A 20,976-nucleotide genomic window follows, 5' to 3' on the forward strand; every position below is an offset into this window, starting at 1 on the left:
TGTCTGAGTTTACTGGATCACCCGCATTCGCGGGTGATGACGGATTCGAGATATTGCCCCGTCACTTCAACACTCCACTTCCCATCGACGCGGCGCTCCCCGAACTCGCGGCGGCGCTTGCCACGAAGAACACGGCCGTGCTCGTTGCGCCGCCTGGCGCCGGCAAGACCACGCGGGTGCCGCTGGCGCTGCTCGACGAGCCCTGGGCCAAGGAGAGGAAGATCATCGTGCTGGAGCCGCGGCGGATCGCGGCGCGCGCCAGTGCCGAGCGGATGGCGCAGACGCTTGGCGAGCGTGTCGGCGAGACCGTTGGCTATCGCGTCCGCTTCGGCTCGAAAGTGTCGCGCGCAACCCGCATCGAGGTCGTCACCGAAGGCATCTTCTCGCGCCAGATCCTCGACGATCCCGAACTCGCAGGCGTCGCCGCTGTCCTGTTCGACGAATTTCACGAGCGCTCGCTCGATGCCGATCTCGGACTTGCGCTGGCGCGTGATGCGCAGCAAGGCCTGCGTGAGGATCTTCGCCTGCTCGTGATGTCGGCAACGCTCGACGGCGCCCGCGTCGCAAAGCTGCTTGGCGATGCTCCCGTCGTCGCGAGTGAAGGCCGCGCCTTTCCGGTCGAGACGCGCTATCTCGGCCGCAAGATAGACGTTCCGCTGGAGCGGCAGATGGCGGAAGCGATCGTATCAGCGCTTCGCGCCGATCCAGGCTCGGTGCTGGCGTTCCTGCCGGGCGCCGCCGAGATACGCCGCACGCAGAATTTCCTCGAAGAGCGCGTCCATGACGCTACGATCGAGATCGTGTCGCTGTTCGGCGCGCTCGACGCCAGCGTTCAGGATCGCGCCATCGCGCCGGCACCCAGAGGTCATCGCAAGGTGGTGCTGGCGACCTCGATCGCCGAGACCTCGCTGACCATCGAGGGCGTCCGCATTGTCGTGGATTCCGGCATGGCGCGCGTTCCGCGTTATGAGCCCGATATCGCCTTGACGCGCCTGGAAACCGTGCGCGCCTCGCGCGCCGCGGTCGATCAGCGCCGCGGCCGCGCCGGCCGTACCGAGCCCGGTGTGTGCTACCGGCTGTGGGACGAGCCGCAGACCACTTCGCTTGCCCCCTACACGCAGCCCGAGATCCTCTCCGCCGATCTTTCCTCGCTGGTGCTCGACCTCGCGCAATGGGGCGTCAGTGACGCTTCCGGCCTTGCGTTTCTCGATCCGCCGCCGCTGCCTGCCTGGAACGAAGCAGGCGTGCTGCTGCGCGAACTTGGCGCGCTCGATGTCGACGGCCGGATCACGGCGGAAGGCAACAGCCTCCGCGCGCTGGCGCTGCCGCCGCGGCTCGCCCGCATGATCGTGGATTCGGCACGGGTTGGCGCGGCTGCGGAAGCCGCCGAGATCGCGGCGGTGCTCACCGAGCGTGGGCTCGGCGGTGACAGCGTCGACCTCGATGTCAGGCTCGACCAGTTCCGCCGCGACCGTTCGCAGCGCGCTTCCAGCGCGCGCAGCCTCGCGCAGCGCTGGGCCTCGCAGGTGACTTCGTCGAAAACGTCCGAAGCCACACGCGAGCTCTCTACCGGCGTCATGCTGGCTTTCGCCTTTCCCGATCGCGTCGCGCGCAACCGCGGCAATGGCAGTTTCGTGCTGGCCAATGGCCGCGGCGCAAGCGTTGAGCAGACGTCTTCACTCGCACGCTCACCCTATATCGCGGTTGGAGAGTTGACCGGCACTGCGGCGAGCGGCCGGATCCTGTTGGCGGCGCCGATCACGCTGGACGAGATCGAGCTGCGTTTCGCAGACCAGATCGAGACCACGGAGGACATTTCGTTCGACCGCAGTGCGATGGCGCTGCGCGCACGGCGCAGGCGCACGCTGCATGCGATCACGCTCTCGGAAGCGCCGATAGCGCTGTCCCCATCGGCGGAGACCGCACGTGTGCTCGCCGATGGTTTGATCGCCGCGGGCCTCGATAAGCTGCCGTGGTCGAAAAATCTAAAGCAATGGCGTGACCGCGTGATGTTCCTGCGCAAGGCCGAAGGCGATAGCTGGCCAGACTTGTCGGATGAGGCGCTGGCGCGCGAGCACGAGGCCTGGCTGGTGGCAGCGCTTTATGACAAGACCTCGCTGAAGGAGTTTTCGGCCGGCGATCTCTCGGATGCGCTGATGGCGCTGCTGCCCTGGAACCTGCGTGCCCGGCTGGAGCAGGAGGCGCCGACCCATTTCGAGGCGCCGACGGGCAGCCAGCTTGCGATCGACTACGAGGCCGAGCAGGGCCCGACCATTGCGATCCGGCTGCAGGAGTTGTTCGGGCTCAACACCCATCCCTCAATCGCGAAGGGCGCTGTGCCGCTGGTGCTGGAATTGCTGTCGCCGGCGCAGCGCCCAGTACAGGTGACGCGGGATCTGCCGGGTTTTTGGCGCGGCAGTTACGCCGCGGTCCGCGCCGATCTGCGCGGGCGTTACCCGAAACACCCCTGGCCGGAGGACCCGGCCAACGCCATGCCGACGCGCCGGGCCAAGCCGCGCGGAACGTAGTCCTGGTTTCGTCATATGCGGTTCAAGCCGCATATCACGGCCTTGCCGTTAACGCTTCACTCATCCTTTTCGCGAAAATGGCAGGCTCCATCGCCGCTGCCGGTCGCGGGTCGGCGGACGGCGTGGTCAAATCGGCCAGTTCCCGGAAATGTGTGTGGCGTCATGCGTAACATAATGATCTTCGCCGCCATCCTGATCGGCCTCGGCAGCTTCATGGCGCAGATGGCGGACAAGATGACGCCGGCCTCCGCGTCCGCCACGACCGCCTCGAAGAAGGTTCCCGTTCAGACCGTCGCGCAGGTGGGTGGCCGCACGCTGAGCATTCCCCGCGACTCCCGCGGACACTTTGCGACCGACGGCCGCATCGACGGCCAGCGCATCGACTTCATGGTCGACACCGGCGCCTCGCTCGTCGCGCTGAACGAGAAATCCGCCGCGCGCTTCGGCCTGCGTCCGTCGCGCGGCGACTACATCGCCACCGTCACCACCGCCAACGGCACCATCAAGGCGGCCCGCGCTCGCCTCGCCATGATCGATCTCGGCGGCCTCATCGTCCGCGATGTCGATGCCATGGTGCTGCCGGACGAAGCGCTTTCCGAAAACCTGCTCGGCCTGTCCTTCCTGTCCAAGCTGAAGCGCTTTGAATACGCCAATGGCAGGCTGGTGCTGGAGCAGTAAGGCTTGCTGACGACGCCGGCCTGTTTGACGAGCCAGGCGATGTTATAAATCGCGAAGCTCTCAAATCTACGTGCGGCCCGCGGCGACTGCCGATGTCATCCATGCCTTCTGAGTAGGCATTTCCCCGGCCAACAAATCCGCCGCAATTGTCGGCCAATAGCAGCCAGTCCCACCTTTCGCCGCAGTCTGCCTTTGGCTATTGGCTGCAGCATTGACCATCACGCTCTCGCGAGGCTGCTACAAGATGTTTCCAAAGCCCAAGCCCGTTCTGGTTCCGAACACCTATGCCTTCGAATCCGAGCCGATGGTGAAGCCGACCGGGTTTCGCGAATATGACGCGCGCTGGCTGTTCGGCAAGGAAATCAACTTGATGGGCGTGCAGGCGCTGGGCATGGGGCTGGGCGCACTGATCGCGGAACTCGGCGTCAAGCCGGAGATCGTCACCGGCCACGATTTCCGCAGTTATTCCGCCGCGATCAAATATGCGTTGATCTCCGGCTTGATGGCTTCCGGCTGCAAGGTGCACGACATCGGGCTGGCGGTGACGCCGATGGCCTATTTCGCGCAGTTCGATCTCGACGTGCCCTGCGTCGCCATGGTCACCGCCTCCCACAACGACAATGGCTGGACTGGGGTCAAGATGGGCGCGAGCCGCCCGCTCACGTTCGGACCCGACGAGATGACGCGGCTCAAGGAGATCGTGCTCAGCGCCAGCTTTACGAGCAATGCCGGCGGTGCCTATCAATTCCACGAGAATTTTCCGGCGCGCTACATCGCCGACCTCACCAACCGCCCGAAGCTTAAGCGCAGGCTGAAGGTGGTGGCGGCCTGCGGCAACGGCACCGCCGGCGCGTTCGCGCCGCAGGTGCTGGAGAAGATTGGCTGCGAGGTGATCCCGCTCGACACCGAGCTCGACCACACCTTCCCGAAATACAATCCGAACCCCGAAGACATGGCGATGCTGCACGCGATCCGCGACGCGGTCTTGCAGCACAAGGCCGATGTCGGCCTCGGCTTCGATGGCGACGGCGACCGCTGCGGCGTGGTCGACAACACTGGCGAGGAGATCTTCGCCGACAAGGTCGGCGTGATGCTGGCGCGCGACATGTCGGCGATCCACCAGGACGCGCAGTTCGTGGTCGACGTGAAGTCGACCGGGCTGTTTGTGACCGATCCGGTGCTGCAAAGGCAGGGCGCCAGGACCGCGTACTGGAAGACCGGCCACTCCTACATGAAACGCCGCACCAACGAGCTCGGCGCGCTCGCCGGCTTCGAGAAGTCCGGCCACTTCTTCTTCAACAAGCCGTTCGGCCGCGGCTATGATGACGGCCTGGTCTCGGCGATCGCAATCTGCGAGATGCTGGGTCGCGCGCCCGATAAATCGATGGCCGACCTGAAGAACGCGCTGCCGAAAACCTGGTCGTCACCGACGATGTCGCCGCATTGCGCCGACGAGGCCAAATACGGCGTGGTCGACGCCGTGGTGAAGCATTTCGAGGGCTTGCAGAAGCAGGGCGCCAGGATCGGCGGCCAGGCGATCCGCGATCTCGTCACCGTCAATGGCGTCCGCGTCACGGTGGCGGACGGCAGCTGGGGCCTGGTGCGCGCCTCCTCCAACAAGCCGGAGCTCGTGGTGGTGGTCGAAAGCCCGGTCAGCGAGCAGCGCATGCGCGACATGTTCGAGACCATAGATAGCGTGCTGCGCACCCATCCGGAGGTCGGCGAATACAATCAGAGGATTTGAGAATGTCCTCAGTTCGTCATTGCCGGGCTTGACCCGGCAATCCATCCCGAAAAACGTTCTCTTGAAGAACGATGGACACGCGGGTCAAGCCCGCGTGTGACGGCCTTTGCGTGATCGCTCTTACGCCGCCGGCACCGGCAGTGCGGTCACCGACTTGATCTTCTCCATCGCAAAGCGCGAGGTGACGTTCTTGAGCGGCACGGCACTGATCAGCTTCTTGTAGAAGATGTCATAGCTCGACATGTCCGCGACCACGACGCGCAGCATGTAGTCGACGTCGCCGGCCATCCGGTAGAACTCCATCACCTCCGGCATGGCGCTCACCGCGTCGGCGAATTTGCGCAGCCAGGCCTCGGAATGGTCGGCACTCTCGACCGACACGAAGACGGTGATGCCGAGCCCGATCTTGTTCTGGTCGACCAGGGCCACCCGGCGCAGGATCACGCCATCGGCCTCGAGCCGCTGAATGCGCTTCCAGCAGGGGGTGGAGGACAGGCCGACCCGATCGCCAATCTCGGCAACCGAGAGGGAAGCATCCTCCTGCAACACGGTCAGGATTTTGCGATCGATGGCGTCAAGCCGGCGGTTGGCGTCATGCAGTGGGACTGCGAGCTCGGTCATGAGAAGAAAGTTCCATATAAAGAGGTTAAATCCCTCATATAGAGAAAAATCTTCTAAAGCAAGCCTATTGGCTGTTCTCGGCTGGGTCGGCGCTCTGGTCCCGATCCAAAAACTGTTCAACTTCAGTGCGTTGCGGGGCGGCGAAGGCGCCGCCGAAACGGGTGCATTTCAGTGCGGCGGCGGCGGACGCAAACCGCAGCGCGCCCCGCAACTCCTGCCCTTCGGTAATGGCGAGCGCAAATGCGCCATGGAAAATATCGCCGGCCCCGAGCGTATCGACGGTATGCACCGGGAAGGCCGGCGTCTCCTCCAGCTCACCCTGTTCGTTCAACCAGATCGTGCCGCGCGGTCCGCGCGTTCCGGCCAGGAATGACGGCGTCAGTTTTGCAATTCTCTTCAGCGCCTGACCGTCGTCGGTGGCGTCGGCCGTCTCCTGCAACGGATCGCTCGAGAAGATGAGATGAGAGGAGGCCGTGAGCAGCCCCTCCCTGAGCGACATCGCCCGGTCGACGTCGACAATGACCGGGATGTCGCGCTTTCTGGCCTCGGCGCAGAGATCGGTGCAAAACTCCGCGCAGCGGCTCTCGGTCAGAACAGCTGCGCAATCGTCCAGCAGGACATCGGGGCGCGGCAGGCGAACCTTCCACAATTCCGGATCGCGAAACGTGACGATGGTGCGCTCGCCGGTCGGGTCGATCATGATGGTCGAGATCGGCGTCACCAGGCCCGGCATATGCACGATATGCCTGGCGTCGATGCCCTCATGCGCCATCTTTTCGAGCATGTATTTCGACGAGGTCTCGCGCGCATCGCCCATCGGCCCGCAGAGCGAGGCGCGGCCGCCGAGCCGCACGATGGCGATCGCGGCGTTCAGCGCATTGCCGCCGCAGATCTCTTCGAAATGGGCGGCATTTTCCTTGGAGCCGCGGCTGGGGACGCCGCGCACGCGAAACGTCAGGTCGCGCACCGGCATTCCGATGCAGAGGATGCGCGGCGGAATTTTTGGCGCGGCAGCGTGGAAGTTCATTCCGTGGTCCACGGTCATGGCTCCGGACCCGACCGGAGCCAATCTCCCGTAATAAATTGGCGCATGGACCTGTTCCTGCTATGCGCCCGCCACGTCTCTCCCATGCAGCCAACGTCCGACTAAATGGTGGGCAATGGCAAAAGGATGCGGACCGGCCAAGCCATCCGGGTGCTGCCGCTTGAGCATCAAGGTCGCTTCCGCGCGATCGAACCAGCGCGCATCCTCGAGCTCGGTGCGGTCGACGATGATCTCTTCATTGGTTGCACGCGCGGTGCATCCGATCATCAGGGACGATGGATAGGGCCACGGCTGCGTCATGTAATAATTGACCTCGGTGCAGTGGATGCCCGACTCCTCGAAGATCTCGCGACGGACCGCGTCCTCGATCGTCTCGGCGGCTTCGACGAAGCCGGCGAGGCAGGAATACATGCCTGGAGGGAATTGCTTCTGACGGCCAAGCAGGCATCTGTCGCCGTGGGTCACCAGCATGATGACGACAGGGTCGGTGCGCGGAAAATGCTCGGCCTTGCAGCTCGGGCATTCGCGCTTCCAGCCGCCTTCCTTCATGGCAGTGCGCGCACCGCAGTTGGCGCAAAAGCCGTGGCGCTGGTGCCAGGTCACCATGGATTTTGCCATCGCGATCGCCGAAAGCTGGTCGGGTGGGACGGTGCCCTGCATCGCCATGCCGCGCAGTTCGGTGACGGCGACATCGCTGCGGCCGACCAGCTTTTCCGCTGCCTGCGGCGCAATGCCCATGCCGAACACCGGCGCGCCATCACGCAGGCCCAGGAAGACCATGCCTGGATTGGCGCCGAATTTCAGGGCTTCCTCGATCGAAAGCAACGCTCGCGGACCGGTTTCGCCCTGCTTCACCACCAGCGAGTCGCGATAGATCACGTAAGCGCGGGCATCGCCGCGGCTCTCCAGCGCGAACAGCTTCTCCTCACTGGTGCGCAGATGCGCGGCGCGGTCGAGAACATTGGTGACGAAGGCCGGCTGCCCCAGCGGAAAATTGTCGAATGCTGACATCTATTCTCAACCCAACCAGATCTTGCGGCGAAGCGCGCTGATGAAGTTCTGCACTTCTTCGGCATCATGCGGAAGTGGCGGCACCACACCCCACACCGGGCGCGGCCAGGCGGCGTCGCTGGTGCGTCGGGCGATGATGTGGACGTGAAGCTGCGGCACCGCATTGCCGAGCGCAGCGATGTTCAGCTTGTCGCATTTGGTGATCTCTTTCAGCGCACGCGCCACCCGCGAGATCTCGGTCATCAACTGCGCTTGCTCGACCTCCTCGAGGTCGATGATTTCAACCGCGGCTGCTCGGCGCGGCACCAGCAGCAGCCACGGGTAATTGGCGTCCTTGATGACCAGGACCCGGCTCAGCGGCAGGTCGCCGATGTCGATCGTGTCTTCCTTGAGTCGAGGGTGCAGGGACCAGGCGGAGGTGTCAGAGGGCATATGGGTTCCAGTGCGGCCATCGCTGTTCCGATGGCGCCGAAAGTGACCTGAAATGGACACCGCTCGCAACGTCAAAACAAGGCATCATCGCCCGCGAAAGCGGATGATCCCGTATTCCAACGTGGCGGTGCTCAAGCACGAGGGGCGGCGTCCTCTTAGCGACGGTATGACCGGATAAGAGCGGCTTGCTTTCCGGTCCTTTTGGCTCCAAATAGGGGTCGGGAGATTGGCGGTGGACGAGCCACTCGCCAACCGGGTCAGGTCCGGAAGGAAGCAGCCCTAACGAGGTCCGGATCGGGTCGCGCGTCAGTCTCCTACCTGTTTTTCCGAGCGAATCATGCAGAAGCCGGCCTGTTCCGCGGTTTGCGTTTGATTCCGCTCCTTTCCGCAAAGCCGGCCCGAGAGACATTCAATTGCGGATCGACCAATGAACGACGCTGGCGCTCCCACAAATCAGGCTGACGGCGCCGGCCAGGCCGGCCTCGATATCGGTGGCGCGCCCGAGGCCGCGCGCCCCTACCGGGTACTGGCGCGCAAATACCGCCCGTCGAGCTTTGACGACCTTATCGGCCAGGAAGCCATGGTGCGCACGGTCTCGAACGCATTCGAGACCGGACGAATCCCGCAGGCCTGGATCCTGACCGGGGTGCGCGGGGTCGGCAAAACCACCACCGCCCGCATCCTGGCCCGTGCGCTGAACTATGAATTGCCTGATGGTTCGGTGAAGGGACCGAGCATCCAGATGCCTGTGCTCGGCCTGCACTGCCAGGCGATCATGGAAAGCCGGCACATGGACGTGCTGGAAATGGACGCGGCATCCCATACCGGCGTCGACGACGTCCGCCAGATCAATGACAGCGTGCGCTATGCGCCGGCAAGTGCCCGCTACAAGGTCTACATCATCGACGAAGTCCATATGCTCTCGACCGCGGCCTTCAACGCGTTCCTGAAGACGCTGGAAGAGCCGCCGGAGCACGCCAAATTCGTCTTCGCCACCACTGAAATCCGTAAAGTCCCGGTCACGGTGCTCTCGCGCTGCCAGCGTTTCGACCTGCGCCGGGTCGAGGCCGACGTGCTGATGAAGCATCTCGGTAGCATCGCGGCCAAGGAAGGCGTCGAGGTCGAGCCGGAAGCGCTCGGCATCATCGCGCGCGCCGCGGAGGGCTCGGTGCGCGATTCGCTCTCGCTGTTCGACCAGGCGATCGCGCATGCGGCGGGAACCGTGCGCGCGGAGGAAGTGCGGCAGATGCTCGGCCTTGCCGACCGCACGCGGGTGATCGACCTCTTTGATTCGCTGGCGCGCGGCGATATCGCGGCAGCCTTTACCGAATTCCGCGCACAATATGATGTCGGCGCCGATCCGGTCGTGGTGCTGTCCGACCTCGCCGAATTCGTCAATTTCGTTACCCGCGTGAAGATCGTGCCGGCTACCGCCGACAACGTGGCGTTCGGCGAGACCGAGCGCGTCCGCGCCCGCGAGTTTGCAGCCAAGCTGTCGATGCGGGTGCTGTCGCGGATGTGGCAGATGCTGCTCAAGGGCATCGCCGAGGTGCAGACCGCCACCCGTCCGGCCGCCGCCGCCGAGATGGTGCTGGTGCGGATCGCCTACGTCGCCGACCTGCCGACGCCGGACGAGGCGATCAGGATGATCGAGCAGAACGGCGGCGGAGCTTCGTCGGCGGTCCCGGGCGGCACGACCGCGTCGCGGGCTGCGCCATCCGCGCCTGCCTCCTCAATTACTTCATTGCCGGCACGCGCTTCGGCAGCAGTGCCCCGGACCAGTGCCGAGGCCTCGCTGCGACCGCAGGCCGCGGCGCCCGAGACGCAGTCGGCGCCTGCGCTCCGCATCATCAGCTTCATGCAGCTTCTTGCGCTCGCTGGCGAGAAGCGCGATCTGATGACCAAGAGCGCGCTCGAAGCCGACGTCCGGCTGGTGCGGATCGAGGATGGGCGGCTTGAGATCGCGCTGGAGCCGCATGCCTCGCGCGGCCTTGTCACTGATCTCTCGCGCAAGCTGGAACAATGGACCGGCCGCCGCTGGACCGTGATCGTCTCCAACGAAGCCGGGCAGCCGACCATCCGCTCGCAAAATCTTGCCGAGAAGAGCCAGCGCGAGCGCGCAGCCGAAGCCGATCCGCGGGTCAAGGAGGTTCTGGCCCGCTTTCCCGGCGCGAAGGTCGTCGAGGTGCGCAGGCTTGCCGCCGAGCCGGCGGAAACCGATATTGTCGGCGAAGACCCCATCGAGAGCGGCGACGGCGACGATTAGCATGATCGGGAAACGTGGGGATCGGCTTTCCTTCGCCCAAACGCGCAGCGTTTGGGCGAAGATCATGCGCGAACAAATTGAAGGGACCACCGATGGCTGATTTCCTCGGCATGATGAAGCAGGCGGCGCAACTGCAGTCCAAGATGCAGGCGATGCAGGAAGAGCTCGGCAATGTCGAGGTCGAGGGCATTTCCGGCGGTGGCCTCGTCGCCGTGCGGATGAGCGCGAAGATGGAAGTCAAGGGCGTCAGGATCGATCCGTCGCTGATGAAGCCGGAGGAACGCGAGATCCTCGAAGACCTCCTGGTCACCGCGCATAATGACGCGCGCCGCAAGGCGGAACTCGCGATGCAGGAAAAGATGCAGGCGCTCACCGGCGGGCTCGGTCTGCCGCCCGGACTTGGTCTCACCTGACATGGCCGCAAGCGTTGCCGGACCTGAGATCGAGCGCCTGATCCAGCTTCTTGCGCGGCTGCCAGGCCTCGGTCCACGCTCGGCCCGGCGCGCAGCGCTGCACCTGATCAAGAAGCGCGAAGCCTTAATGACGCCGCTGGCCTTGGCGCTGCAGGTAGCAATCGACAAGATCCAGGTCTGCAAGACCTGCGGCAATATCGATACGCAGAACCCCTGCACGGTCTGCACCGATCCGCGACGCGATCCTTCCATTATCGTCGTGGTCGCCGACGTCGCCGATCTCTGGGCGCTGGAACGGGCGAACGCGACCAATGGCCGCTATCACGTGCTGGGCGCGACACTGTCGCCGCTCGACGGCGTCGGCCCGCAGGATCTCACCATCGATCAGCTCGTGGCGCGTGCCCATGATCCGCAGGTGAGCGAGATCATCCTGGCGCTGAATGCAACCGTGGATGGCCAGACGACGGCGCACTACATCACCGATCTGCTTCAAGAGGCCAATGTCAGGGTGACGCGGCTGGCGCATGGCGTGCCGGTCGGCGGCGAGCTTGATTACCTCGATGAAGGTACGCTATCCGCAGCCATGAGGCAGCGAACGCTCTTCTAGCTAGACATCAACGGAACTGAATGAGATGACGAAATACCGATTCGGCATTCGCCTGTGCTTTGCGGTCATTCTGGGGGCGGTGCTGGCCGCACCCGCCGCGATGGCCCAAGACGAAGAGGCTTCGCCGAAGCCGGGCAAGCCGATCCAGGCCGGCGAGGTGCTGTCGGGCGAGCTCAACGCCCTGCGCATCCGCGACGCCAAGAAGGGCAAGCGTGTCGCCACGTATCAGCTTACCAGCGAACCGCGCCGCCTGCCGCCGCCGAACGGCCTTTGCGACCTCGAGACCGGTCCGGAGACGTTCCAGCTTGTCCCCGCCAACGACGCCCAGGTCGCGCAACTGAGGCCGCTTGTCGGCAAGGAAATCTCAGTGAAGATCGACGAGGTCGCCTGCGCCCAGGAGGCCGGCCAGATGAGCGAAGCGGTGGTCACAAAATGGAGCGTGGTGACGAAGCACTGAGCGCTTGGGTTGCAAGCGAAGGGAATGCTACAAGTGAGCGACTGACCCGAACGTTGACAGGTTCGAATGAGAGCGCTCCTTGTCCCGCCTTTAGTTATCGTCCTTTCAAACGCCGCCCTCGCTCAGCGCGAACCGGGCACGGCAGCACCGGAATATCCAACCGTCGCGTCAGCTTTGGCCGCGTTGCGTGTCAAGGGCGGTGTCAATGCCTCTATGCAATCCGGCTGGACCGTGATCGAGGACGCCTCGACATTGAGCCTGTGGTCCTTTGTGCCCGACGGTCATCCGGCCTATCCAGCCGCCATCCACCGCAAGGTGATCAAGGAGGGCGACAATATCGCCATTCAAATGAATGTCCTGTGCGAAGCGCCGAAGCCGGCTTGCGATGCTCTGGTGGCCGAGTTCACGAAGCTGAATGGCAAGGTCCGAGAGGACCTTAAGCAGTAGGAACCGGGCTACACCCTCACCGGCCCGAGCTCGCCGAAATGCTTGCGGCGCTGCAGCCAGGCGAGCAGGACCAGGCTCGGGATCGCGACCAGCACGGAGATCGCGAAGAACATCGGCCAGCCCGTCGCCTTCGCCACATAGCCCGCGCTCGAAGACAGATAAGTTCGCGCCACGGCCGCCAGCGCCGTCAGCAGCGCATATTGGGTCGCGGTGTGCAGCGGGTTCTGGCACAGCGCCGACAGATAGGCGACGAAGATCACGGTGCCGATGGCGTTGCAGAAATTATCGGACGAGATCGCGACCGCCAGCGCCCATTCATTGACGCCGACCAAGGCGAGCCACGCGAACGATAGATTGGAGATGGCCTGCACCACGCCGCCGATCCACAGACTCGTGGCAAGGGAGTAGCGTCGGGCCACGTAGCCGCCGGCAAAACCACCGAGCAGGGTTGCCACAACCCCAACGCCCTTGACGATCACGGCATAGTCGTTGCGGGTAAAGCCGATATCAATCACGAACGGCACGGTCATGTTGCCGGAAAACGCGTCGGTGAATTTGAACAGCACGACGAACGCAAGCGCCGCCCATGCCTCCTTGCGACGGAGGAAGTCGAAGAACGCACCCAACGCGGCGTGGAACACCCGCATCAAGGCGCTGTCCGCCTGCGTGGCGGCTTCGGCGCGCGCGGATTGCTTGGGCTCGGTGGCGACCAGCGCGGTGACCGTGCCGATCAGCACAAGCGCAGCCATCACCACATAGCCCCACATCCACGCTGCGCCGCGCGGGTATCCGCTGCCTTCAAAGCCGCTGACGATGAACAGCGCGCCCGCGGTGGAGACCAGCATGCCGATGCGGTAGGCGGCCACATAGGACGCCATGCCGGCTGCCTGTTCGCTCTCGGGCAGGCTCTCGACGCGGAATGCATCGACCACGATGTCCTGGGTCGACGACATGGTCGCCACCAATAGGGCGCCCAGCGCGACGAACAATGGTGAGCGCGCAGGATCCGTCACCGCCAGCAGCAGGATCGCGCCGATCAAGAGCAGCTGCGAAAAAACCAGCCAGCCCCGCCTGCGGCCGAAGGCGCGCGTGAAGAACGGCACATGCAGCGCATCGACCAGCGGCGCCCACAGGAACTTCAGTGTGTAGGGCGTGCCAACGAGCGCGAACAGGCCGATGGTGCCGAGATCGACCCCGGACTCGCTCATCCACACCAGCAGCGTCGATCCCGATAGCGCAAGCGGCAGGCCCGACGAAAAGCCGAGCATCAGCACGATCAGGACGCGCGGCTGCAGATACACGGCGAGGCCTTCGCGCCAGGACGCGGCAGGCTTGGTTTTCTCGGTTGCGGCGGCTGTCGCTTCAGGCGCGGTCATGCAGCCCTGTTAGCAGATTCGACGGGAAAATCCGTGCCAAAGCGCGGCGATTGTAGGATGGGTAGAGCGCAGCGAAACCCATCACCTTTGCATCGCGGCCACAATTGATGGGTTTCGCTGCGCTCTACCCATCCTACGGGATGGTGGGTTACTCCCCCGCCTGCAGCTTGGGCGGTGCGGGGAACAGCTCGGGTCTGCCGCTGGTCACGATCCGCGGCAGTTCCACCGGCGCGTCGGACTTGCTGAAATCGAGCTCCTCGATCCGGCCGGCGCGCTTCTCGATCTTGTCGGCGGAGATCAGGATCTGGCGCACGTCCTCGTTCACCTGCGAGAAATGGTTCTGCAGCTTGAGCACGCGGTCACGCAGGCGCGACAGATCGTCGCCGAGCTTGATCACCTCGGTGCGGATCTGGTCGGCGGCATCGCGCATCCGCGCGTCCTTCATGATCTGCTGCATCACCTGGATCGCGAGCATCAACAGCGAGGGCGACACCAGCACGACGCGGGCGCGGTAGGCCTTCTGGATCACATCGTCGAAACCGTCATGAATCTCGGCATAGACCGATTCAGACGGCACGAACATCAGCGCGGTGTCCTGGGTCTCGCCGGCTATCAGGTATTTTTCCGCGATGTCGCTGACATGCTTCATCACGTCGTTGCGCAGGCGCTGGCTGGCAATCTTGCGTTCCTCGTCGCTGCGCGCGTCGTGCAGCGCCGTCATCGCCTCCAGCGGGAATTTCGCGTCGATGCAGAGCGGGCGCTGGTCCGGCAGGAACACCACGCAATCCGGCCGCTTGCCGCTTGAGAGGGTGAACTGGAATTCGTAGGAGCCCTTCGGCAATCCGTCCTGCACGATCGCTTCCATCCGCGCCTGGCCGAAGGCGCCGCGCGACTGCTTGTTGGCGAGCACGTCGCGCAGCGTCGTCACCTGCGTCGTCAGGTCGGTGAGGTTTTTGTGCGCGCTGTCGATGATGCCGAGCCGCTCGTGCAGATGCCGCAAGGAGTCCATGGTGTGGCGCGTGGTCTGTTCCATGGACTGCCCGACGCGATGCGTGACCGAATCCAGGCGCTCGTTGACGGCACGCGCCATCTCGGCCTGGCGGCCGGCGAGCGCCTGTGTCATCGCATCGACCCGGCCGCTCGCCTCGCTCTGGGCGCGCAACACCTCGCTCAGCCGCTCTTCCAGCTCGTCGGCGCGGATGGTTTGCGCGACAGCCAGTTCCGCGCCGCGCCGGGATGACCGCGCGATCACGATGGCGATGGTCAGCAGCAGGGCGAGCACGAGCACGCCGAACGCAACCAGCGCGTCGGCGATGCGGACCGGCCAGTCGCCGACCACGAAGAGAATCTCATTCATGCAAGCGCTATAGCCGATTCGCCGCCAAGCGCGAACGAAAGTGGAACACTTATGGTTAACAAGCCGTGAAATTTCATGGTTAAGAAGCGCGCTGAAGAATCATGGTTAAAGGCCGTCTTAACCAGTTCCGGATCGATTGACCCCAGCAAATCAAGCGCTTAAATCGCCCGCCATGGCCTTAAGAGAAATCATCATCCTGCCGGACAAGCAGTTGCGGCTCGTCTCCCAACGCGTAGAAAAGATCACGCCGGAGCTTCGCAAGCTGGTCGACGACATGTTCGAGACCATGTATGCGGCGCCCGGCATCGGGCTGGCCGCGATCCAGGTCGCGCAGCCGCTGCGGCTGATCACCATGGATCTCGCGAAGAAGGACGAGAACGGCGAGACCACGCCGAAGCCACGCGTCTTCATCAACCCCGAGATCATCTCGGCGTCCGAGGAGAAGTCGGTCTACGAAGAGGGCTGCCTGTCGATCCCCGAATACTACGAGGAGGTCGAGCGGCCGGCGCGGGTGCGCGTGCGCTTCACCGACCTCGACGGCAAGGTGCATGAAGAGGACGCCGAGGGCCTCTTCGCCACCTGCATCCAGCACGAGATCGACCATTTGAACGGCGTCCTGTTCGTGGACTATCTGTCGAAGCTGAAACGCGACCGCGTGCTGAAGAAGTTCGCCAAGGCCGCCAAACGCGCGGCGGAGTAGGTCAACGCGCTATCCGCCGTCATGCCCGGGCTTGTCCCGGGCATCCACGTCTTTTGACGCCGTGGGCATGAAAGACGTGGATGGCCGGGACAAGCCCGGCCATGACGAGTACCCTACCTTCAGCCAAGGTAACCCGTCCCATGCCCCTCCGCCTGATCTTCATGGGCACGCCCGCTTTCGCCGTGCCGACGCTGCTCGAACTCGCCGGCCATGGTCACGAGATTGCGGCCGTCTATACTCGCGCCCCGAAACCGGGCGGGCGGCGCGGCCTGCAATTGCAGCCGACGCCGGTCGAGCAGGAGGCGCGGCGGCTCGGCATTTCCGTGTTGACGCCCAAGACGTTGAAGACGCCGGAAGCGCTGGAACAATTCCGCGCGCATCAGGCCGATGCGGCCGTCGTGGTTGCCTATGGCATGATCCTGCCGCAGGCGATCCTCGATGCGCCAAGGCTTGGTTGCTACAACCTGCACGCTTCGCTCCTGCCGCGCTGGCGCGGCGCTGCGCCGATCAACCGCGCCATCATGGCCGGCGATAGCGAGACCGGCGTCATGGTGATGAAGATGGATGTCGGCCTCGACACCGGCGATGTCGCGATGGCCGAGCGGCTTGCGATCACTAACCGGATGACCGCGGCCGATCTGCACGATGCGCTCGCCCCGCTCGGTGCCGATCTGATGGTGCGGGCGATGGCCGCGCTGGAACGCGGCGGGCTGCAACTGAGGAAGCAGAGTGAGGACGGCGTCACTTACGCCGCCAAGATCGAGAAGGCCGAGGCGCGGATCGATTGGACGAAGCCTGCACACGCCGTGCTGCGACATATCCACGGTCTGTCGCCATTCCCCGGCGCCTGGGCCGAATTTCGAGACGATAGTGAGCCGGTGCGCATCAAGATTCTCCGCTGCGAGCTGGCAAGCGGCTCGGGCGAAGGCGGCACAGTTCTCGACGATAACATCGCAATCGCCTGCGGCGACGGTGCCATCCGAGTCCTCGAACTGCAGCGCGAAGGCAAGGCGCGGATGAAGTCGGTCGACTTCCTGCGCGGCACGCCGCTGAAGCCCGGCGCGCGGTTCACGTAAGCCGTCATGCCCCGCTACAAGCTCACCATCGAATATGACGGCACGCCTTTCTCTGGTTGGCAGATCCAGGAGACGGCGCCCACCGTGCAGGGTGCGCTGGAAGCCGCGGTGAAGGCGATGTGTGGCGAGGACGTCCGCGTCCACGGTTCCGGCCGCACCGACGCCGGCGTGCATGCGCTCGGACAGGTCGCGCATTGCGACATCGCAAAGCCGTTTCGAGCGGACCGTTTGCGCGATGGTCTCAATGCGCACCTTCGCCCAAATCCGATCGCGGTGCTCGCGGCTGAGATCGTGCATGACGATTTCGAGGCGCGCTTCTCCGCGAAGAAGCGCCATTATCTCTATCGGATCAGGAACACGCGTGCGAATCTCGCGCTCGACATCGGCCGCATCTGGCGCGTGCCGCGCCACCTCGATACGGACGCGATGCACGAAGCCGCGCAGCGCCTGATCGGCAAGCACGATTTCACAACCTTCCGCGACACCGAATGCCAAGCCAAATCGCCGGTGAAAACGCTCGATCAGCTTGACGTCACGCGCAACGGTGATGCGGTCAGCATCATCACCTCGGCGCGCTCATTCCTGCACAGCCAGGTGCGCTCGATGGTCGGCTCGCTGGTCTGGGTCGGCGAAGGCCGTTGGACCGCCGACGATCTCGCCGCAGCACTCACCGCCCGCAACCGCGCCGCCTGCGGACCGGTGGCACCGCCGGAGGGATTGTATCTGGTCCGGGTGGAGTATTAGGTCGGTGCCTTCACCTCGCCCCGCCTGTGGGGAGAGGTCGGATCGCATCGTGAGATGCGATCCGGGTGAGGGGGAGCCTCCGCGAGCACATCTGTCACCGTTTCCGCAGAGAGAGCCCCTTACCCCGACCCTCTCCCCGTAAGAACGGGGAGAGGGAGCACTCACGCAAAATACCGGTCCAGCACGCCGCGATACACCCGCGTCAGTTTTTCCAGGTCGGCGATTGGCGTTCGTTCGTCGATCTGGTGCATCGTCTGGCCGACCAGGCCGAACTCGATCACCGGGCAATAGCTCGAGATGAAGCGTGCATCCGACGTGCCGCCCGAGGTCGAAAGCTCCGGCTTGCGACCGGTCACCGCTTCGATCGCGGCAACCGCGAGGTCGGTGAACGGGCCGGGCTTGGTCACGAACACGTTCGAGTTCGACGGCTCCCAGACGATATGGGCGCGCATGCGGTTTCCGCAGACCTTGGCGAGGCGATCCTCCACCAGCTTGCGGAGACTCTCCTGGGTGTGGTTGTCGTTGTAGCGGATGTTGAATTTCGCCCGCGCCTGGCCGGGGATGACATTACTCGCGCTATTGCCGACGTCGACGGACGTGAATTCGAGGTTGGAAGCTTGGAATTGTGCGCTGCCGTGGTCGAGCGGCTCGTCGCTCAGCGCCACGATCAGCCGCGAAATATCCGGCACTGGATTGGACGCGCGGTGCGGATAGGCGACATGGCCCTGCACGCCGTCGACATACAGCGTGCCGGATTGCGAGCCGCGGCGGCCGACCTTGATGGTGTCGCCGAGCACCTCGACATTGGAGGGCTCGCCGAGCACGCAATGATCGAACTCTTCGCCGCGCTCCGCCGCCCACTTCAGGAGTTTCACAGTGCCGTTGATCGAAATGTCTTCCTCGTCGCCCGTGATCAGGAATGAGATCGATCCTCTACCGTCCTTTTGCGGCCTGCCGCCATGGTCCTTCAGATAGTCCAGCACCGCGGCGACGCTGCAGGCGATGCCGCCCTTCATGTCAACGGCGCCACGGCCATAGAGAAAGCCGTCCTTCACCTCGCCGGAGAACGGGCCATGCGTCCAGGCGGACTCATCGCCCGGCGGTACCACGTCGGTATGGCCGGCAAAGGTGATGTGCGGCGCCTGATCGCCGATACGTGCATAGAGATTGTCGACGTCGGCGGTGCCCGGCTCGCTGAAGGTGACGCGGTGCACCTCGAATCCGGCAGCTTTCAAGATGTTCTCGATCACGCCGAGCGCGCCGGCGTCGGCGGGGGTGACGGAAGGGCAGCGGACAAGGTCGCGGGTGATGGAAATCGCATCAGTCATGCCACGAACTTAACACGCCGCGGCGCTGGCGGGCCAGCCTTGCGCGGCACGATTTCGATTTCGTGTAGTCGCTGCCAGCGCGATCTGGCGTCGCGCGGTTGACGCTGGTTCTAGTCCCGCAGCAATTCGTTGATGCTGGTCTTGGCGCGGGTGCGCTCGTCGACGCGCTTGACGATGACGGCGCAGGCGGTGGCCGGGCCCGGCTGGCCATTCTTCATCGGCTTGGGCGGCAGCGTGCCGGGCACCACGACGGCATATTCCGGCACTTCGCCGACGAAGGTCTCGCCGGTCTCGCGGTCGACGATTTTCGTCGATGCGCCCAGGAACACGCCCATCGACAGCACCGCGCCCTTGCGCACGATCACGCCCTCGGCGACTTCGCTGCGGGCGCCAATGAAGCAATCGTCCTCGATGATCACAGGCTCGGCCTGCAGCGGCTCCAGCACGCCGCCGATGCCGACGCCGCCCGAGATATGCACGCGCTTGCCGATCTGCGCGCAGGACCCGACCGTCGACCAGGTGTCGACCATGGTTGCTTCATCGACATAGGCGCCGAGGTTGACGAAAGAGGGCATTAACACGACGTTGCGGGCAATGAAGGCGGAACGGCGCACGATGGCGCCCGGCACCGCGCGAAAACCGGCGTCGCGAAAGCGGTTCTCGCCCCAGCCGTCGAACTTCGACGGCACCTTGTCCCACCACGACGCCTTGCCGGGACCGCCGGGGATCTGTCCCATGTCGTTGAGGCGGAACGACAGCAGCACCGCCTTCTTCAGCCATTGATTGACCTTCCATTTGCCGGTCGTCTCGCGCTCGGCAACGCGCGCCTCGCCCTTGTCGAGCACTTCGAGCGCGTAGTCCACGGCCTCGCGCACCTCGCCCGTGGTCGAGGTCGAAATCCCGTCGCGGGCTTCGAACGCAGCGTTGACGATGGACTCGAGAGCGGACAGCGACATCGGGCGATTCCTTGAGGCGGGCGGCGGGAAGTATTCGGGGCTTTTTCGGGATTTGGGACAGGAGAGTCAAGGCTGGTTCTGCCGTAGCCCGGATGGAGCGAAGCGCAATCCGGGACTGATTTCAACTCGCCAAAACCCCGGATTACGCTTCGCTCCATCCGGGCTACGTTTTCAGCCTGTGGCGCGCAGCCGCTGCAAAAATCCCGTCAGATCGTCGGTGACGTGGTCGACATGCGCGGCGTCGCGGCCCTCGAGCTCCCAGTCCTCGCGCACCACTTCCTGCGTGCCGTCAGGCACCACCAGCACCGTGGTCATGCCGAGCTGGTGCGGCACGATCAGGTTGCGCGCGAGGTCTTCGAACATCGCGGCCTTGCCTGGATCGACGCCGTGCAGCGCCAGGAAGCGCTGATAGGTTTGCGGCGCCGGTTTCGGCTCGAGTTCGGCGGCGATGATGTCGAACACCGCCTCGAAATGTTCGCCGATACCGAGCCGCGCCAGCACCGCGTCGACATGGTCGGTCGAGCCGTTGGTCAGGATCAGCTTGCGGCCGGGCAGGCTTGCGATCGCAGCCCCCATCGCCGGATTCGGCTCCAGCGGCGAATGATCGATCTGGTGGACATAGGCGAGGTAATCATCGGCGCGCACGCCGTGCTCGGTCATCATGCCGCGCATGGTGGTGCCGTAGCGGAGATAATAGTCCTTCTGGATACGCCGGGCTTCTTCCGCCGTGACGTTGAGCCAGTTGCTGACGAACTCGCCGATCCGCGCATCGACCTGCTGCCACAGATTGACGTGATGCGGATACAGCGTGTTGTCGAGGTCGAACACCCAGGTGTCGATATGGTCGAAGGCGGGGGACATTTTCACCACTCTCTCACGTCGCCCCGGCGAACGCGCTAGGGCATCTACACATCTTTGGGACGCGACAGATTGACTCGGGCCGGCATGATGTGCCGTCGCCGCAGCGTTTGTATGATTCTCTCTCTGGCGCTTTGATTCGAAGGAGCGCCAGAGATGCAGCAGGAACCGGATTTGTCCCTCGGTAAGTTTGGAGACGTTCGCCTCGATAAAAGGGGGCGGCGCTTCTCCGGGCTATGCTTTGCACGCGCAGCGTCTGTTTGCGCCAGATGGCGCAGGGCGACTGGGCTGCGAACATGGCGTTCTGGCGGTTTGTGAACAATCCACAGGTC

The 20,976-nt window shown here is 64.3% G+C and carries 20 protein-coding genes and 1 other RNA gene; 12 read left to right on the forward strand and 9 right to left on the reverse strand.

Features of this window, described 5'->3' with window-relative positions; genetic code table 11:
- Positions 1 to 53: 53 nt before the first annotated feature.
- The 3 genes from hrpB to J6497_RS34175 all read left to right on the forward strand — a co-directional run bounded on the left by hrpB (position 54) and on the right by J6497_RS34175 (position 4,950).
- Positions 54 to 2,528 (forward strand): ATP-dependent helicase HrpB, encoded by a 2,475-nt coding sequence (hrpB, locus tag J6497_RS34165; protein WP_225708610.1) that lies wholly within the window; start codon positions 54 to 56, stop codon positions 2,526 to 2,528.
- 174 nt (positions 2,529 to 2,702) lie between these two features.
- The gene (locus J6497_RS34170; protein WP_225708628.1) at positions 2,703 to 3,206 is read left to right on the forward strand and encodes a TIGR02281 family clan AA aspartic protease; all 504 of its coding nucleotides are present in this window, start codon (positions 2,703 to 2,705) and stop codon (positions 3,204 to 3,206) included.
- A 244-nt stretch (positions 3,207 to 3,450) separates the two neighbouring features.
- On the forward strand, positions 3,451 to 4,950 hold the full coding sequence (locus J6497_RS34175; RefSeq protein ID WP_225708629.1) for a phosphomannomutase/phosphoglucomutase: 1,500 nt from the start codon (positions 3,451 to 3,453) through the stop codon (positions 4,948 to 4,950).
- A 120-nt stretch (positions 4,951 to 5,070) separates the two neighbouring features.
- Here J6497_RS34175 and J6497_RS34180 read toward each other — a convergent pair whose 3' ends face one another.
- From J6497_RS34180 to J6497_RS34195, 4 genes are all read right to left on the reverse strand, one after another.
- Entirely contained in the window at positions 5,071 to 5,571 is a 501-nt protein-coding gene (locus tag J6497_RS34180; protein WP_225115694.1) for an Lrp/AsnC family transcriptional regulator, read from the reverse strand.
- Positions 5,572 to 5,635: 64 nt separating this feature from the next.
- Entirely contained in the window at positions 5,636 to 6,598 is a 963-nt protein-coding gene (locus tag J6497_RS34185; protein ID WP_225708611.1) for a sugar kinase, read from the reverse strand.
- A gap of 78 nt (positions 6,599 to 6,676) precedes the next feature.
- A complete protein-coding gene (nudC, locus tag J6497_RS34190; protein ID WP_225708612.1) occupies positions 6,677 to 7,627 on the reverse strand; it encodes an NAD(+) diphosphatase in 951 nt (316 codons plus the stop codon).
- 6 nt (positions 7,628 to 7,633) lie between these two features.
- Positions 7,634 to 8,059, reverse strand: a complete 426-nt coding sequence (locus J6497_RS34195) for an HIT domain-containing protein (protein WP_225708613.1) — start codon at positions 8,057 to 8,059, stop codon at positions 7,634 to 7,636.
- Positions 8,060 to 8,280: 221 nt separating this feature from the next.
- Between J6497_RS34195 and ffs the strand changes: the two genes are divergently transcribed.
- The 6 genes from ffs to J6497_RS34225 all read left to right on the forward strand — a co-directional run bounded on the left by ffs (position 8,281) and on the right by J6497_RS34225 (position 12,249).
- An RNA gene (gene ffs, locus J6497_RS34200) (signal recognition particle sRNA small type) lies at positions 8,281 to 8,377 on the forward strand.
- Between the two features lie 109 nt (positions 8,378 to 8,486).
- Positions 8,487 to 10,325, forward strand: a complete 1,839-nt coding sequence (locus tag J6497_RS34205; protein WP_225708614.1) for a DNA polymerase III subunit gamma/tau — start codon at positions 8,487 to 8,489, stop codon at positions 10,323 to 10,325.
- A gap of 92 nt (positions 10,326 to 10,417) precedes the next feature.
- Complete coding sequence (locus J6497_RS34210) at positions 10,418 to 10,738, forward strand: YbaB/EbfC family nucleoid-associated protein (protein ID WP_225708615.1); 321 nt, start codon at positions 10,418 to 10,420, stop codon at positions 10,736 to 10,738.
- A 1-nt stretch (position 10,739) separates the two neighbouring features.
- On the forward strand, positions 10,740 to 11,345 hold the full coding sequence (recR, locus tag J6497_RS34215) for a recombination mediator RecR (protein WP_225708616.1): 606 nt from the start codon (positions 10,740 to 10,742) through the stop codon (positions 11,343 to 11,345).
- A gap of 25 nt (positions 11,346 to 11,370) precedes the next feature.
- Positions 11,371 to 11,802, forward strand: coding sequence for a hypothetical protein (locus tag J6497_RS34220; RefSeq protein ID WP_225708617.1), 432 nt, complete (start codon positions 11,371 to 11,373; stop codon positions 11,800 to 11,802).
- Positions 11,803 to 11,868: 66 nt separating this feature from the next.
- Complete coding sequence (locus J6497_RS34225) at positions 11,869 to 12,249, forward strand: hypothetical protein (RefSeq protein ID WP_225708618.1); 381 nt, start codon at positions 11,869 to 11,871, stop codon at positions 12,247 to 12,249.
- An 8-nt stretch (positions 12,250 to 12,257) separates the two neighbouring features.
- On the opposite strand, the gene J6497_RS34230 is transcribed toward J6497_RS34225, so the two are convergent.
- Positions 12,258 to 13,625 carry an AmpG family muropeptide MFS transporter gene (locus J6497_RS34230; protein WP_225708619.1) on the reverse strand — a complete coding sequence of 456 codons (1,368 nt, stop codon included), beginning with the start codon at positions 13,623 to 13,625 and terminating at the stop codon, positions 12,258 to 12,260.
- Positions 13,626 to 13,773: 148 nt separating this feature from the next.
- Positions 13,774 to 14,982, reverse strand: coding sequence for a DNA recombination protein RmuC (locus tag J6497_RS34235; protein ID WP_225708620.1), 1,209 nt, complete (start codon positions 14,980 to 14,982; stop codon positions 13,774 to 13,776).
- A 172-nt stretch (positions 14,983 to 15,154) separates the two neighbouring features.
- Between J6497_RS34235 and def the strand changes: the two genes are divergently transcribed.
- The 3 genes from def (at position 15,155) to truA (ending at position 17,502) form a co-directional block, all read left to right on the forward strand.
- Complete coding sequence (def, locus tag J6497_RS34240; protein WP_225708621.1) at positions 15,155 to 15,682, forward strand: peptide deformylase; 528 nt, start codon at positions 15,155 to 15,157, stop codon at positions 15,680 to 15,682.
- 140 nt (positions 15,683 to 15,822) lie between these two features.
- The gene (fmt, locus tag J6497_RS34245; protein ID WP_225708622.1) at positions 15,823 to 16,758 is read left to right on the forward strand and encodes a methionyl-tRNA formyltransferase; all 936 of its coding nucleotides are present in this window, start codon (positions 15,823 to 15,825) and stop codon (positions 16,756 to 16,758) included.
- Positions 16,759 to 16,764: 6 nt separating this feature from the next.
- Entirely contained in the window at positions 16,765 to 17,502 is a 738-nt protein-coding gene (gene truA / locus J6497_RS34250) for a tRNA pseudouridine(38-40) synthase TruA (protein ID WP_225708623.1), read from the forward strand.
- A 161-nt stretch (positions 17,503 to 17,663) separates the two neighbouring features.
- On the opposite strand, the gene dapE is transcribed toward truA, so the two are convergent.
- The 3 genes from dapE to J6497_RS34265 all read right to left on the reverse strand — a co-directional run bounded on the left by dapE (position 17,664) and on the right by J6497_RS34265 (position 20,647).
- Positions 17,664 to 18,830, reverse strand: coding sequence for a succinyl-diaminopimelate desuccinylase (dapE, locus tag J6497_RS34255; RefSeq protein WP_225708624.1), 1,167 nt, complete (start codon positions 18,828 to 18,830; stop codon positions 17,664 to 17,666).
- 110 nt (positions 18,831 to 18,940) lie between these two features.
- Positions 18,941 to 19,786: a 2,3,4,5-tetrahydropyridine-2,6-dicarboxylate N-succinyltransferase gene (dapD, locus tag J6497_RS34260; RefSeq protein WP_225708625.1), complete on the reverse strand. Its 846-nt coding sequence runs from the start codon at positions 19,784 to 19,786 to the stop codon at positions 18,941 to 18,943.
- A 171-nt stretch (positions 19,787 to 19,957) separates the two neighbouring features.
- Positions 19,958 to 20,647, reverse strand: a complete 690-nt coding sequence (locus tag J6497_RS34265; protein WP_225708630.1) for a pyrimidine 5'-nucleotidase — start codon at positions 20,645 to 20,647, stop codon at positions 19,958 to 19,960.
- Between the last annotated feature and the right edge of the window lie 329 nt (positions 20,648 to 20,976).

Source organism: Bradyrhizobium cenepequi (assembly GCF_020329485.1).
Taxonomy (GTDB): Bacteria; Pseudomonadota; Alphaproteobacteria; order Rhizobiales; family Xanthobacteraceae; genus Bradyrhizobium; species Bradyrhizobium cenepequi.

What these genes read in the sequence shown, in the direction of transcription:
- J6497_RS34170 (WP_225708628.1), top strand. Translation starts at nt 2,703, where the DNA reads ATGATCTTCGCCGCCATCCTGATCGGCCTCGGCAGCTTCATGGCGCAG.
- J6497_RS34175 (WP_225708629.1), top strand. Translation starts at nt 3,451, where the DNA reads ATGTTTCCAAAGCCCAAGCCCGTTCTGGTTCCGAACACCTATGCCTTC.
- J6497_RS34180 (WP_225115694.1), bottom strand. Translation starts at nt 5,571, where the DNA reads ATGACCGAGCTCGCAGTCCCACTGCATGACGCCAACCGCCGGCTTGAC.
- J6497_RS34185 (WP_225708611.1), bottom strand. Translation starts at nt 6,598, where the DNA reads ATGAACTTCCACGCTGCCGCGCCAAAAATTCCGCCGCGCATCCTCTGC.
- nudC (WP_225708612.1), bottom strand. Translation starts at nt 7,627, where the DNA reads ATGTCAGCATTCGACAATTTTCCGCTGGGGCAGCCGGCCTTCGTCACC.
- J6497_RS34195 (WP_225708613.1), bottom strand. Translation starts at nt 8,059, where the DNA reads ATGCCCTCTGACACCTCCGCCTGGTCCCTGCACCCTCGACTCAAGGAA.
- J6497_RS34205 (WP_225708614.1), top strand. Translation starts at nt 8,487, where the DNA reads ATGAACGACGCTGGCGCTCCCACAAATCAGGCTGACGGCGCCGGCCAG.
- J6497_RS34210 (WP_225708615.1), top strand. Translation starts at nt 10,418, where the DNA reads ATGGCTGATTTCCTCGGCATGATGAAGCAGGCGGCGCAACTGCAGTCC.
- recR (WP_225708616.1), top strand. Translation starts at nt 10,740, where the DNA reads ATGGCCGCAAGCGTTGCCGGACCTGAGATCGAGCGCCTGATCCAGCTT.
- J6497_RS34220 (WP_225708617.1), top strand. Translation starts at nt 11,371, where the DNA reads ATGACGAAATACCGATTCGGCATTCGCCTGTGCTTTGCGGTCATTCTG.
- J6497_RS34225 (WP_225708618.1), top strand. Translation starts at nt 11,869, where the DNA reads ATGAGAGCGCTCCTTGTCCCGCCTTTAGTTATCGTCCTTTCAAACGCC.
- J6497_RS34230 (WP_225708619.1), bottom strand. Translation starts at nt 13,625, where the DNA reads ATGACCGCGCCTGAAGCGACAGCCGCCGCAACCGAGAAAACCAAGCCT.
- J6497_RS34235 (WP_225708620.1), bottom strand. Translation starts at nt 14,982, where the DNA reads ATGAATGAGATTCTCTTCGTGGTCGGCGACTGGCCGGTCCGCATCGCC.
- def (WP_225708621.1), top strand. Translation starts at nt 15,155, where the DNA reads ATGGCCTTAAGAGAAATCATCATCCTGCCGGACAAGCAGTTGCGGCTC.
- fmt (WP_225708622.1), top strand. Translation starts at nt 15,823, where the DNA reads ATGCCCCTCCGCCTGATCTTCATGGGCACGCCCGCTTTCGCCGTGCCG.
- truA (WP_225708623.1), top strand. Translation starts at nt 16,765, where the DNA reads ATGCCCCGCTACAAGCTCACCATCGAATATGACGGCACGCCTTTCTCT.
- dapE (WP_225708624.1), bottom strand. Translation starts at nt 18,830, where the DNA reads ATGACTGATGCGATTTCCATCACCCGCGACCTTGTCCGCTGCCCTTCC.
- dapD (WP_225708625.1), bottom strand. Translation starts at nt 19,786, where the DNA reads ATGTCGCTGTCCGCTCTCGAGTCCATCGTCAACGCTGCGTTCGAAGCC.
- J6497_RS34265 (WP_225708630.1), bottom strand. Translation starts at nt 20,647, where the DNA reads ATGTCCCCCGCCTTCGACCATATCGACACCTGGGTGTTCGACCTCGAC.